Source organism: Desulfobacula sp. (assembly GCF_014237455.1).
Taxonomy (GTDB): Bacteria; Desulfobacterota; Desulfobacteria; order Desulfobacterales; family Desulfobacteraceae; genus Desulfobacula.
The window spans coordinates 65,946-79,586 of the sequence record NZ_JABZFL010000051.1 but is presented as its reverse complement, the minus strand read 5'-3'; the positions used below and the strand labels follow the sequence as shown (position 1 = coordinate 79,586).

The window sequence follows — 13,641 nt, the reverse complement described above, 5'->3', positions numbered from 1 at the left end:
TATTTTAAAAAAATACCAAAAAAATGTAAAAAATTTGTCTACAGTTACCATATTATTGTTTCCTTATCTAAGCTTAAGACATAAAAAATTATACTCAGGGTATGGATATGTCAAGAGAATTATTAATAAATTCCAGTATATGGGGAGAAAGCATTATCCTTAGATAGGTTTTGGGATTTGAATTTTACCGAGGAGGCCGGGGAGTGGTTTGTAGGGAATTGTTGATTGGCCTTCTGTACAGGGTCTTGACGCAGTGGAGCGTTAAGACCGGCAAAGTGTCTGAGCGACAGCGAGTTTTTGCGGGTCAGCGCAACGGAATTTAGAAGCTGTAAGAGGTTCAATCGGATTCATCGCAATTCACTCCCCGGTCGGGTTACAATCAAAAATACCATATAATACTCCCAAACAAAAAAAATAAATTTATTCTTTTTTAAGAATAAAGCTTTTTATTCTGTTGCCATCCATATCTTTAACTGTTGCCACCCACTTATCCATGTTAATAGAGTCACCCGGTTTTGGAATTCGGCCTATCTGATCGAGAAAAAATCCTGAAAATGTATCATATGTATTTGATTCCGGAATTTCAATTTCAAGTTCTTTGTTTAAATCATCAATATCAATCTTTCCTGTGATCAGCCATTTATTCCCTTTAAGTTTTACAAAATCAGGGACCAGACTATCGGTTTCATCAACAATCTCACCTATAATTTCTTCAACAACGTCTTCAAGAGTTACAATGCCGGATACACCACCATGCTCATCCACAATAACTGCGATATGATTTTTTTTCTGTTTAAAGTCCTGCAACAGGGAATCAAGCTTTTGGGATTCAGGAATAAAATATGGTTTTTTCATGATTTGTTTTACGTCCAATGGCGTATCAGAATCAGATGAACAGGCTTTTTGATAACTTGCAAATAAATTTTTTACATGCAAAATTCCAATAATATTATCAATACTGCCTTCCATAACCGGAATCCTGGAATATCCTGTTTTAATAATTTTTTCAATATCCATATCCCGTGATACGTCTATCACAAACATATCTGCCCTGGGAGTCATGATTTCAGAGCACGAGGTGTCGTCAAATTCAAAAATATTGGTAATAAATTCTTTTTCTTCTTCTTTGATCTCCCCTTCTTCTTCAACCACTTCAACCATCGTCATCAGTTCATCTTCCGTTACAGTTTCATGGGAAGTATCAATAGTCCCGTGCAGTTTAGGTATAAAATTCAATATATAAATCAACGGGAACAATAATTTCGACAGCCAGAGAAGCGGATAAATCACAATCCTGGCCACAAGAATATTATTATGATTGGCAAATGATTTTGGAAAGATCTCACCAAAAACAAGAATAAGCATTGTCATCGTACCGGTTGCGATACCAACGGCATTGGATTTAAAATATGAGATGGCAATGGATGTGGCAATGGCCGAAGCACCAATGTTTACAAGATTATTTCCAATCAGGATAGTCGTTAAAAGTGTATGAGAATCCTCTTTCATCTTCAAAATCAAAAGTCCTGTTTTAGAACCGTCTTTGGCAATATGAAGCGCCTTGACTTTGCTAATTGAAAAAAGAGCCGTTTCAGAGGAAGAAAAAAAACCGGATAAAAAAAGGCATATAATAAGTACAATCAATTCAAAAGTCATCAAAGCAGAATATAATCCTTTGTTTGTTATCTATGTATGAAATCACTCTAATAGTATTTAAGCTGGTTTGTCAAATTTATTATCGCAGGGATGATTCCCTTAGAAGACCGATAGCAATATTGGCAGTCCTTTTTGAGGCCCCTTCGGTTCCCAGTAATTTTCTGACCATTTGCAATTGATTCTCAAAAACCACTAAGTGATCAAGCATGTCCAAAGCTTTTTTACTTATTTTTTCAGGGGTTGCATCGTCTTGGAGTAGTTCAGGCATGATTTCTTTGTTCACGATTAAATTTGCCAATCCAGCATATTTTATTTTTACAAACAGTTTTGCTAACCGATAACTGATTGTGGACATTCTATATATGATGATGGTCGGGACACAGCAAAGCGCAGCTTCAAGAGTGACGGTGCCGGAAGCTGCAATAACAAGATCCGATTTCAAGAAAATATCCTTAACCGGTCCATTATTGATTTGAAACAATGATTTTTCTTTAATTTTGTTTAGAATAATTTTTATGGTTTCCTTATGTGTTGAAGACGCTTGAGATATAATAAAAGAGACCCGTCGATTTTTTTTATGAATAAGATCAGCCGCTTTTATCATTATGCTAAGCAGATTTTTTATCTCAGCCTTTCTGGATCCTGGAAGCAGGCCTATGATCACACGATCTTTATGTTTTGATAATAAATGATTTGATCGAAAAAATGGTTTTGATATGTTTTCAGGATATTCATCTGTTAATGGACTGCCCACATAAGTGGATCGAATATCAGCCTTTTTATATATTTTTTCTTCAAAAGGAAGGATTAACGCTGCGTGATCAACATATTTCTTTATTTTCTTAAGTCTTGATTTTTTCCACGCCCATACTTTTGGTGTTATATAATATAAAATTTTTATCTTGTAATGATTTTTGGCAAACTGGGCAGCTTTTAAATTGAATCCCGGATAATCCACAAGTATAATTAAATCCGGTGTGTCAACCTTCAGTTTTTCCTTGAACAAATCAAAGGCTCTTTTTATCTGTCTAAATTGCATCAGGACTTCAGTAATACCCATTGCAGAGAGTTTTGCAATGTTGTAGAAAAGGTCTACATCCTGATTTTCAAGATGTGTTCCACCTATACCTGAAAAATAAATACTGGTGTTTAATTGTCTGATTTCTTTAACAAGATTTCCTGCATGCAGATCACCGGAGAGTTCTCCTGTAAGAATCATAATATGTCTGGATTTAGCGGGAAGATTCATTTTGCGTGTGACCTTCAGGGTATTTCATTGTCTGTATAACCAAGAATGGATATATTATATTTATTTGCGAGTGTTATCATTTCCTCCCGGTCAAATGAAATGGATTTTTCTGCTTCAAGCACAAGAATTGTAACTCCGGACTCATGCATACTCTCAATAGTTTGGCAACCAGAGGAAGGTAGATCAAACCTTAGATCCTGAGATGGCTTGGAAAGTTTTACAACAACAGCACCATTATGATGAGACAGAAGACCGCCTCTTTTAATGGTCATATCTGTTCCCTCTATTGCTTCAACGGCGAGAACCGTTCCGTTACTGATGACAATACATTGTCCGATATCAAGTTTTCCGATTTTTTTTGCTATCTTCCAGCCCAAAAAAATATCTTTTTTTTCAACTTTATCCGGCTTTCTTTTTGTCCAGCACCCCTTAGGGCTGATCAATTCAGGGAGAAGAAAGGTGGAAGGCAGAATCCTTATCCCCTCTTTTAAGAGCAGATCAGCAAATGAAGTTAATACAGAATCATCATGGGTTTTGGCTGTCTTTGCAATAAACGAGAGAGCTTTAAAGTCAGGGCGGATATCTTTGAAAATATTTGTTTTTTTGATACTGCCCAGCATAACTGCCTGAGTAATATGGTGTTGCTTGAAATATTTGATCAGTTTGGTGACCTGTCCAAGGTAGATCCATTTTAAATCTTCAACATAATCCCCAAGCGTTTTATCCGTTTCAGAGGTAAACCCTACAGCAAAGACTTTATACTCTTTCTTTACAGCCTTTTTTGAAAAAAGAATGGGGAATTGTCCGCCACCGGCTATAAGTCCTATTCTCATTTTTTTATGCGCGACCTCCAGGTTATCTAGTAACACCCCTGTCGGATTCGACAATAAATTTAATAAAATTTTTCACTTCAGGGATTTGTTCAACTTCAGCTCTAACACGTTCTGTTGCCTGCTTAACCGTTAATCCGATTCGAAAAACAATTCTATACGCTTTTTTAAGTTGCTGAAGAGTTGATTTTGAAAATTTATGCCGTTTCAAGCCCACATTATTCAAACCATGGAGACTCGCCCGATCTCCGGAGGCAATCACATATGGTGGTATGTCCTTTACCACAGCAGATTTCCCACCGATATAAGCAAAATCTCCAATTTGAACGAATTGATGGATGGCAACCAGGCCACCCACCGTGACATTATCACCAATTATAATATGACCGCCAAGAGTGGAATTATTCGCAAGAATAACCTGTTTCCCGGTTTTACAATCATGGGCGATGTGTGTATAGGCCATTAAATAATTTTCTTCCCCTAATTCAGTAAGACCGCCACCAAATTCCGTTCCCCGGTTAATCGTCACAAATTCCCGGATAATTGATCCTCTGCCGATCTTTAAATATGTTTTTTCGCCATGGAATTTAAGATCCTGAGGTGCGCCGCCAATAGAGGCATATTGAAAAATCTGGCAGTCGGTTCCTATGTTTACATATTGTTCAATGGTGGTATAGGGACCAATAGTGGTGCCGGAACCAATGCAAACATCTGATTTAACAATGACATAGGGGCCTATCGTAACATTGGTATCTATTTCAGCTAAAGGATCAATAATTGCCGTGGGATGAATCTGAATCATTTTTACTCCGTTTATTCATTTTTATTTTCTAAATCTTTTAATCTTTTTTCAAAAGAAAAAAGACTTTTTCTCATTTCCGGTAACCGGGATATGATACTTACAACCTTACGCCAACGAACATGCGGCATATGCGGCATCCCTGATACAATTTCATTTTCAGGAACATTACTGCGAACACCTGCACAAGGACCGACAATAGAACCGTCACCAATTTTTATATGTCCTGTAATACTGGCATTTCCGGCTATAATAACATTTTTACCGATTTTAGTACTTCCTGCAATCCCAACCTGGGCCACAATCAACGTATTCTCCCCAATCTTGACATTGTGTGCAATGTGAATAAGATTGTCTGTTTTGACGCCATTTCCGATAACAGTCATGCCCAGCGTTCCTCTGTCGATGGTATTGCAGGCACCGATTTCGACATGATCTCCAATGTGGACATATCCGGTATGTACAATCTTTTCATGCTTGTCAAAATTCTGAGTAAAACCGAAACCATCCGAACCAATGACGGTTCCGGAATGGATAATAACATTTTTCCCGAGCCTGGTTTTTTCTATTATAGTGACATTGGGTTTAATTAACGTATTGTCACCTATAAAGACATCATCTCCGATATAAACGCCTGGCATAAGATGAACATTGTTTCCGATTTGGACATTATCGCCCATAAATACATTTGATCCAATGATGGAATTTTTTCCAACCTTTACATGATGTCCTATGTCTGCACTGTGATGAATACCGGGCTTTGTTATTTTTTCCGGATGAAATATCGATACTAATTTAAAAAAAGACAGTTTGGGATTATCGGTTTTCAATAAAATAGTATTCCCGGAATCATGGTCATCAAAAACAAAAGTGGCCGGGACGATAACTGCCCCTGCCCTTGTTTGTTGGAGATGAGTTAAATATTTTGTTTCACATGCAAATGTAATATCATGGGGTTCTGAGTCATCAAAAGAGGAAACTCCCTTTACAATAAACGAAGGATCACCAGCGATTTCAGCCTGGATAATTTTTGCAATTTCATTTACGGACAGTTTCATAAAAAAAACTTAGTTGGTTTTAGAAGTTTTTAAATTATATTTTTTAATAATTTGATCGGTAATATCCAGTTGATCAAGATGATAAATAACGCCTGCGGTCTTTTTTTCAAGAAGAATCGAATACCCTTCGTTCTTTCCAATTTCATTTGCAATTTCAAAGACAGCTTTTTGAATTTGATTTAAAAGCTTAACCTCTAATTGTTTAAACCCTCTGGATAAATCATCTTGCATTTTTTTAAAATCATTCACCCGGATCCTGAACTCACGTTGTTTTTCCTGTTGTTTTTCGGGACTCAGAACGAGAGCTTCTCTGTCAAATGATTTTTTCATTTCATCCAATTGTGCTTTTTCAGTCTTTAATTTTTCTTGAAACTCATTGCCTTTCTCACTAAGTTGTTTCTGAGTCATTTTCCCGGCACTTGATTCCCTCAAAATTTTTTGAAAATCAACTACTCCAATTTTACCTGCATCTGCGCAAAAACCTCCCGGAATAAATCCAAAGAAAAATATTGTTATACTTAAAATAACGAATATTTTTTTCATTAAAACCTCCAACATTTTTTAAAGTTTAGAAAGAAGCACCAACAGAAAATTCAAATTGTCCATCACCACGTTCTTTCACATTTTTCCCATCAATGACCCAGGCATATTCAATCCTTAAGGGTCCTACTGGTGAATTCCATCTTATCCCGGTACCAAAACTTGAAAATTGATCACCCAGATCAATATCCTCACTGGTTCTATAAACATCCCCGCGGTCATAAAAGAACACACCTATAATCTTATATTTTTCTGAGAGTGGAAAAGTCATTTCCGCATTAAATTGGATATATTTTTCGCCCCCCCTGTCTTTGATATCTCCATCCTGATTACCATTAATATCATATTTATCAAAACCTCTGATTGAATTCATACCTCCCAGATAAAATCTGATGTAATCAATATCGATGTCATCACTGCTTCGATCATCCAGGTATCCGGCTTCTGCATGCAGCGCACCGGTGAATTTCCAGAAAAGAGGAAAATATACACCTGTTTCAACAAGATATTTTGTGTAATCAATCTCACCGCCTAAAAATTCTCCAGCATATTCTATTGAAAATTTATGTTTTGCTCCTTCAGTTGGTGTGAAAATATCATTTCTGGAATCATATTGAATATAGGGTTTTATACTGCTTGTCAGAAAAGAACCGGATGTCATATTGGTGAAATCGGTTTGAACATTAGTTATCTCAAAATCTTCTATATTATATTGGATTCCAATCCCTGTATAGTCGAAAAGCTTATAACCCACCCTTAACGTCAATCCAAGGGCTTCTTTATCATAATAATCATACTCTTTATCTTCTTTATAGAGTTGGATTCCACCGGAAACAGCTGTATCCATAATATAGGGTTCATAAAAACCAATATTATAGAGAACCTCTTCTTGTGATATTATCGCAGAAATCTTTCCTGTTTGTCCTTTTCCAAACAAATTCCTTTCCTGAACAGATACCATACCAAAGCCTCCATCTTCACTGCTGACGCCACCCCCAATAGAAAAGCTGCCTGTTTCTTTTTCAACAACCCGGACATCTAAATCCATTTTATTTTCATCGGAAGTTTTAACTGGCTTGACATCGATCTCAGCAAAATAATCCAAGCGGTTCAAGTTCTTAAAGCTTAATTGAATATTTTCCTTGCTGTAGAGATCCTGTTCAGCAATTTTAATCTCTCTTCTGATAACCTTATCACGAGTTTTTAAATTACCGCTGATATTAATCCTGTTAAAATAAACAGGCTCGCCCTTATTGATTGAATATGTGATATTCATCATTTTTTCTTCATCGTTTTTATTAACCATGGGAGCGACATTAACATTAGCAAACCCCCTGCTGGAATAAATATCAGAGATGGACAAAATATCTTTTCTGATAAATTCTCTATTATATAATTTTGTTTCTTTGGATTGAATTATCTCTAAAATTTCTTCTTTGGGCAGAATCAGATCGCCAGTAATATCAATTTTTTTAATTTTGTATTGAGCACCCTCGTCAATTTTAAAACGAATTGAAATAAATTCTTCGCCAATATCAACAATAGGATCTGATACTTTTGTATCGATAAACCCGTTGTTTTTATATAAAGATTCAATTCTTATCACATCGTTTTTAACTTCGATTTCATTGAGATCTCCTGAAGAGGTGAAAAAAGAGAGAAACCCTTTTTCGGAAGTCTCCATGGCTTTTTTAATTTTTTTATCAGAAAAGTGTTTGTTCCCTTCAAAAATAATTTTTTCGACCTTTACTTTTTCTCCTTCTTCGATATTAAAAACAATATCTGCCTGGGAATGGTCAAGAGGGATTATTTCATAGGTTACGGAACAATTGTGATAGTTTTTTACCGTATACATTAAACGCATTCGATTAATGTCTGAGTTGAGTTTGTGAATATTTAGAATCGCACCGGTTCTCGTATCAACAATATCAGCAAGCTCTTCGTCTTCATAAACAGTATTTTTTTTAAATTTTACTTTCCTGACAGTCGATTTTTCAATAATTTCGAAAATTACTTTAACGCCATTATCAAGGGATTCTTTTTTAACAATAACATTGTCAAAGTAGCCCATCTCATAAATTTTCTTCAAATCTTTAGAAATATTGTCAGGCTTAATAATATCACCGGCCTGAGTGTCGATAATTCTCATAATTGCATCAGTTTCAACTCTTTTGTTCCCGGTAACGGCAATATCTATTATTATTTTCTTATGAAAGAGTTCTCCGATTATTTCTTTGCTAAGTTGGGAAATAGTTGAAAAAAGATTCTCAAAATTATTTGCATCAGCATAAAAAGATGTGGAGTTTTCTTTTTCATAAATATTAATAAGCCTTGAGTCGATACTAATACTTTCACCTGCAACAAACAAAGATCCTGTCAAAATATAATCGACACCTGATTCAATCCCGAATTTTCGAAATTGAGAAAAATCCCATTCCTCAGTGTTCTGCCAGACTTCCAAAAGAATTACTTTAGCACCTTCCTGCTCAAGTTTTTCAGAAATCATTAAAGGAATCCTGTTTTTTATCTGCTGGTTGGGTTGCTTAGCATCAAGGGAAAAAGGGATGATAGCAACTTTAATATCCGTCTGTTTAATCTCTGCCTGGGCAAACAGATCACCACTGAACAATAAACTCAATAAAATAATAAAGATACAAGCTTTTCTTAAAATAGATTTATTCATAATGTTATCCCTAATTCTCATAACCAAATTAAACAGGAAGGATTTCCCCATTCATTATTGTAACATTTCTTTTCATTATACGAGCCAGTTCATTATTATGAGTAACCACAATAACAGTCATACCGAGCTCTTTGTTCAGTTCATCGATTAATGCATGTACACTTTTGCTGTTTTTTTGATCAAGGTTTCCCGTTGGCTCATCTGCCAGAAGGATATCCGGTTCCATGACCAAAGCTCTTGCCAGGGCCACCCGCTGCTGTTCCCCTCCCGAGAGATCTTCTACCCGATGAGAAAGTCTTGACGAAAGCCCTACTCTTTCAAGCATATTTGAGGCACTTCTTTCAACCCTTTTTTTATTTTTATGAGCAATTAAACCCGGCATTAGAACATTCTCTAATGCTGAAAAACCTTTAAGTAAATAATGAAACTGAAATACAAAACCAATTTTTAAATTTCTAAAGTGGGCGAGTTTCTCATCATTATACAGGGACAAATCGTCTTTTTTGAAAAAAATTTTTCCTGAATCCGGCTTGTCAAGTGTACCGATAAGATTCAGCAATGTTGACTTTCCGATACCGGACGAGCCAACGACAGCAATGGTTTCACCTTTATAGATATTAAAGGAGGTATTATTCAAAATTTCAATTTTTGATGTTTTTAAATAAAAACATTTTGAAACAGATTGAAGCGACATCATCGGTATCAGTGAATTATCCATATCTTAATGCCTCAACAGGATCCATTTTTGACGCCTTATATGAAGGGTAAAGCGTCGAAAAAAAACAAATAATAATGGCACTAACCGCTATGATCAAAACATCAAAACATTCAAGTTGCACAGGAAGTGTAGAAAATGGATAAGCGTCCGGCAACTGGATAAAGTCATATTTCTTTAGAATAAAACAAATGCCCACACCTGAAATCGTACCGATAAATGTACCCGAAAGCCCAATGATCATACCTTTAAGAATAAATATCCTTCTAATCGTCTTGTTTGTCGCTCCCATTGCTTTTAACACGGCAATTTCTTTGGTCTTTTCCATCACCATCATAATTAACGCACTGGCAATATTAAAGGCGGCTACAAGAATGATCAGAGTCAAAATGATAAACATAGCCGTTTTTTCAAGTTTTAATGCAGAAAAAAGACTTTTATTGACTTCCATCCAGTCTCGCAAATAAAATGGGTTGCTTAATATGTCTGAAAGACTATTTTTAACCGGTTTAACATTAAACACATCGTCAATCCAGATTCCAATGGCAGAAATTTTATCTTTAACACCGGAAAGTCGCTGCGCTTCCTTTAAGTTAACATAGGCAAGTGCACTGTCATATTCGTACATGCCCGAGTCGAATGTATCAGTTACAACAAACCGTTTCATTGATGGGATATGGCCCATGGGAGAAATAAATCCATGGGGTGACATAAGAATCACCTTGTCTCCCTTTATTACTCCAACAGAGTTTGCAAGTTCTTGGCCTAAAATGATTCCGGGAAGATCCCCGTTTTTCGTTCCTTTGCAAAGTACTTTTTTTAATTGTTCAGTATTGAATCCTTTAACAAGGCTAAACCCTTTTTCAGGATCGATTCCTCGAATCATAACACCGGAAAAAGAGTGACTTGACCGGATCATAGCCTGGGCAAATAAAATCGGTGAAGCGCCTCTAATTTGTTCCCTTTGATCGAGCTCCGTTAAAATGTGAGAATACGTGTCAAACTTACCTGAGTAATTCATAATAAGTATATGCGGTTCAAGCCCGAGAATTCTTTTTCTAAAATCAGTTTCTGCACCACTCATGACGGCAATTACCACCACCAAAGCCATAACACCAACGGCAACACCTGCCACGGAAAGAAAGGTGATCAGGGAAATAAACCCTTCTTTTCTCTTTGCTTTAAGGTATTTGCCGGCTATGAATAATTCAAGGGCCATTTTAGCAGACATTCTTTTTCATATGGGGGAAAAGAATGACCTCCCGAATTGACGGGGAATCAGTCAGCAGCATGACAAACCGATCAATACCAATGCCTTCTCCTGCTGTGGGCGGCATACCGTATTCAAGAGCCTCCACATATTCGGAATCCATGATATGGGCTTCCGAATTTCCCTCATCCCTTTGTTGGGCCTGCATTAAAAATCGGTTATGCTGATCTTCAGGGTCATTGATTTCAGAAAATCCATTGGCAATTTCCCTGCCGGCAATAAATAATTCAAACCGGTCTGTTAACTCAGGATTACCATCACTCTTTCTGGATAAGGGAGATACTTCTATAGGGTAGCCGGTAATGAATGTAGGCTGGATTAACTTCGGTTCAACCAAAATATCAAAAAGTTTGGTTAATACTTTGCCATGACGGTCTTTTTTCGTAATTTGTATGTTGTTTTTCTGTGCAAAATTGAGCAGCGATTCAGTATCATCTAATATTGCCGGATCAACCCCACCGATTTTCACAAGAGATTCTATCATGGGAATACGCTGCCATCCTTTTTTAAAATCAATGGTCTGTCCCTGGTATTCGATAGCTGTTGATCCCGAAATTTCTTTTACAATGGATTCAAACATCTCTTCAGTTAAATCCATAAGATTTTCATAGTCAGCGTAGGCCTGATAAAATTCAACCATTGTAAACTCAGGATTGTGTCGAGTTGAAATCCCTTCGTTTCTGAAATTGCGGTTAATTTCAAACACTTTTTCAAACCCGCCCACGACCAGCCTTTTCAGGTATAATTCCGGGGCAATTCTTAAAAAGAGCTCCATTCCCAGCGCATTGTGCCAGGTTTTAAAAGGTGTCGCTTCAGCACCCCCGGCTAAAGGCTGCATCATGGGTGTTTCAACCTCCATGAACCCCTTTTCTTCAAAAAAACGTCTCATGGAAGCTACAATCTTACTTCTTTTTATAAAAATCTGCCTTGTATCCTCGTTCATTATAAGATCAAGATAACGCCGGCGATACCTTTTTTCCGGATCTTTTAGCCCGTGAAATTTTTCAGGAAGTGGCCTTACTGCCTTTGATAAAAGCCTGAACTCTTTTGCCAGAAGTGTCCACTCTCCGGTTCTTGTTTGAAACAAGGGGCCTTTAACTCCTATAAAATCACCGATATCAAGCTTTTTAAAAAGAGAATATGTCTCGTCGCCCAATCTATTTTTTTGCAAATAGGCCTGTAGTTGATCAGAACCGTCTTTAAACCTGATAAAAGATGATTTTCCCATTTTATTGACGGCCATCATTCTTCCGGCCACATAGAACTCATCACCTTTTTCCCCTAACGAATCAGGTCTCTTGCCGATAATTTTTTTAAGTTCTTTTATAGAACATGATGGTTTAAAATCATTTGGATAGAGATTAATCCCGTTCTCTTTCAATTCATTGATTTTTTCTTTTCTAACTTGTATCAGTTTGCTTTCTTTATCCATAAACCACATACCCTCATATTTTTACCGCATCCTGCAGATCGTTTAATTTTAATTTTGATAAAACAAGAATAAATAGCCTAGTTTACATAAAATTGTCAAGATTTTGTTACTTGCCTTTTGACGGGGGTACTATTTAAAAGAATAGTAAAAATCGTACCCTTTCCACGCGTTGATTCAAAATCAATCATACCATTATAGGTATCAATCAATCTATGAATAATAGAGAGACCAAGGCCGGTCCCATCAGGTTTGGTTGTGTAAAAGGGGTCAAAAATATGAGTGAAATCTTTCTGAGTGATCCCGATACCGGTGTCTTTTACGGTTAAATAAACGCGGTTGTTTCTTGATGGTTTGAGGTAAATTTTGATTTCTCCCCGATTTTTTATGGATTGAGTGGCATTTTTTAATAAATTCCATAGAATTTGGGTGAAATGCGCTGGATCGATAAATATACAAATCTCTTTATCCAAATTCATAGTGAAGTTGATTTGTTTATTCCGTTCAGGGTCATTTAAAAAAAGCTCAACCGTCTCTTCAATGGCGTCCGCTATCTTCATTTCAACAGCATTGTCCGTGCGGGGTTTTGCAAACAGTCTGATATCGTCAACGATATTTTTAAGTCGATTTGTTTCTCGTAAAATAATTTGCATCAGCTTGTCTTCATAAGAGCCTGGTTTTGCATCTTCCCTGAGCAGTTGAATAGAGCCGGATAAAGACGCTAACGGATTTTTAATTTCATGGGCTATGCCGGATATCATTTCATCCATGACAGCCATTTTTTCAACCCGTTTCAAGTGTTCCTGGGTTATTTTTAAATCCTGCTTAGCACCTTTTAACTGAAGCGCCAGAATGCCGCTGAGGATTGCTACAGCAAAACACGCAATAGTGACAATGATGATTCTGTAAATGATATGGCTCTCATTTATCGTACTGGAAAGATAAAACTGCCCCATAAACGGTGTGATGACTTTATAGTACTCAAGCTCTATTAAAATGCCATATTGAATACATGAAATTGCGGCAATGATCAGACTGCCCTTTTGAAGCAGCAGCATGGAAGTATAAATAATAACAACCAGGTAAAGAAAATTAAAAGGACTGTCATAACTACCCGTAACAAAAACAATAGCCGTTACAATAAATGTATCAGCAATGGTTTGGAAATATGCAAGAATCAGGGGGTTTTTAAATTTATTCAACCAAATCAAATAAACAATTGAAAGAATCAAAATACATGCAACGATGTTATACAAGGGTAGAAATGGCTGTGAAAAAAAGGATAAATTTTCCCTTAAAGAAAAAATAAGGCAGGATACGATCAAAATGATGGCAAAAACAACCCTTGACAGAACAATCCATTTGATCTGAATTGAAAAATCCGGGCTGTCTTGGAAATAATAGTTTTTCAT

11 protein-coding genes are annotated in these 13,641 nt (G+C 36.5%); all 11 read right to left on the bottom strand.

The genetic code is table 11. The features are described 5' to 3' along the window. Positions 1-420: 420 nt before the first annotated feature. Positions 421-1,656, bottom strand: coding sequence for a hemolysin family protein (locus HGJ91_RS07480; RefSeq protein ID WP_291347219.1), 1,236 nt, complete (start codon positions 1,654-1,656; stop codon positions 421-423). A gap of 79 nt (positions 1,657-1,735) precedes the next feature. Then, positions 1,736-2,905, bottom strand: a complete 1,170-nt coding sequence (lpxB, locus tag HGJ91_RS07475) for a lipid-A-disaccharide synthase (RefSeq protein WP_291347088.1) — start codon at positions 2,903-2,905, stop codon at positions 1,736-1,738. Positions 2,906-2,919: 14 nt separating this feature from the next. After that, the gene (locus tag HGJ91_RS07470; RefSeq protein WP_291347087.1) at positions 2,920-3,738 is read right to left on the bottom strand and encodes an LpxI family protein; all 819 of its coding nucleotides are present in this window, start codon (positions 3,736-3,738) and stop codon (positions 2,920-2,922) included. A 22-nt stretch (positions 3,739-3,760) separates the two neighbouring features. Beyond that, positions 3,761-4,537: an acyl-ACP--UDP-N-acetylglucosamine O-acyltransferase gene (lpxA, locus tag HGJ91_RS07465; RefSeq protein WP_291347086.1), complete on the bottom strand. Its 777-nt coding sequence runs from the start codon at positions 4,535-4,537 to the stop codon at positions 3,761-3,763. A gap of 11 nt (positions 4,538-4,548) precedes the next feature. Then, a complete protein-coding gene (gene lpxD, locus HGJ91_RS07460; protein WP_291347085.1) occupies positions 4,549-5,592 on the bottom strand; it encodes a UDP-3-O-(3-hydroxymyristoyl)glucosamine N-acyltransferase in 1,044 nt (347 codons plus the stop codon). A gap of 9 nt (positions 5,593-5,601) precedes the next feature. Beyond that, positions 5,602-6,135: an OmpH family outer membrane protein gene (locus tag HGJ91_RS07455; RefSeq protein ID WP_291347084.1), complete on the bottom strand. Its 534-nt coding sequence runs from the start codon at positions 6,133-6,135 to the stop codon at positions 5,602-5,604. A 25-nt stretch (positions 6,136-6,160) separates the two neighbouring features. Beyond that, positions 6,161-8,815 carry an outer membrane protein assembly factor BamA gene (bamA, locus tag HGJ91_RS07450; protein ID WP_291347083.1) on the bottom strand — a complete coding sequence of 885 codons (2,655 nt, stop codon included), beginning with the start codon at positions 8,813-8,815 and terminating at the stop codon, positions 6,161-6,163. A 28-nt stretch (positions 8,816-8,843) separates the two neighbouring features. Continuing rightward, complete coding sequence (locus HGJ91_RS07445; RefSeq protein WP_291347082.1) at positions 8,844-9,533, bottom strand: ABC transporter ATP-binding protein; 690 nt, start codon at positions 9,531-9,533, stop codon at positions 8,844-8,846. Then, positions 9,526-10,761, bottom strand: a complete 1,236-nt coding sequence (locus HGJ91_RS07440; RefSeq protein WP_367142585.1) for a lipoprotein-releasing ABC transporter permease subunit — start codon at positions 10,759-10,761, stop codon at positions 9,526-9,528. The genes HGJ91_RS07445 and HGJ91_RS07440 overlap by 8 nt, the downstream gene beginning before the upstream one ends. Then, the gene (lysS, locus tag HGJ91_RS07435) at positions 10,751-12,232 is read right to left on the bottom strand and encodes a lysine--tRNA ligase (RefSeq protein WP_291347081.1); all 1,482 of its coding nucleotides are present in this window, start codon (positions 12,230-12,232) and stop codon (positions 10,751-10,753) included. Before lysS ends, HGJ91_RS07440 begins: the two co-directional genes overlap by 11 nt. Before the next feature lie 95 nt (positions 12,233-12,327). Next, a complete protein-coding gene (locus tag HGJ91_RS07430) occupies positions 12,328-13,641 on the bottom strand; it encodes an ATP-binding protein (protein ID WP_291347080.1) in 1,314 nt (437 codons plus the stop codon).

What these genes read in the sequence shown, in the direction of transcription:
- HGJ91_RS07480 (WP_291347219.1), bottom strand. Translation starts at nt 1,656, where the DNA reads ATGACTTTTGAATTGATTGTACTTATTATATGCCTTTTTTTATCCGGT.
- lpxB (WP_291347088.1), bottom strand. Translation starts at nt 2,905, where the DNA reads ATGAATCTTCCCGCTAAATCCAGACATATTATGATTCTTACAGGAGAA.
- HGJ91_RS07470 (WP_291347087.1), bottom strand. Translation starts at nt 3,738, where the DNA reads ATGAGAATAGGACTTATAGCCGGTGGCGGACAATTCCCCATTCTTTTT.
- lpxA (WP_291347086.1), bottom strand. Translation starts at nt 4,537, where the DNA reads ATGATTCAGATTCATCCCACGGCAATTATTGATCCTTTAGCTGAAATA.
- lpxD (WP_291347085.1), bottom strand. Translation starts at nt 5,592, where the DNA reads ATGAAACTGTCCGTAAATGAAATTGCAAAAATTATCCAGGCTGAAATC.
- HGJ91_RS07455 (WP_291347084.1), bottom strand. Translation starts at nt 6,135, where the DNA reads ATGAAAAAAATATTCGTTATTTTAAGTATAACAATATTTTTCTTTGGA.
- bamA (WP_291347083.1), bottom strand. Translation starts at nt 8,815, where the DNA reads ATGAATAAATCTATTTTAAGAAAAGCTTGTATCTTTATTATTTTATTG.
- HGJ91_RS07445 (WP_291347082.1), bottom strand. Translation starts at nt 9,533, where the DNA reads ATGGATAATTCACTGATACCGATGATGTCGCTTCAATCTGTTTCAAAA.
- HGJ91_RS07440 (WP_367142585.1), bottom strand. Translation starts at nt 10,761, where the DNA reads ATGTCTGCTAAAATGGCCCTTGAATTATTCATAGCCGGCAAATACCTT.
- lysS (WP_291347081.1), bottom strand. Translation starts at nt 12,232, where the DNA reads ATGGATAAAGAAAGCAAACTGATACAAGTTAGAAAAGAAAAAATCAAT.
- HGJ91_RS07430 (WP_291347080.1), bottom strand. Translation starts at nt 13,641, where the DNA reads ATGAAAAACTATTATTTCCAAGACAGCCCGGATTTTTCAATTCAGATC.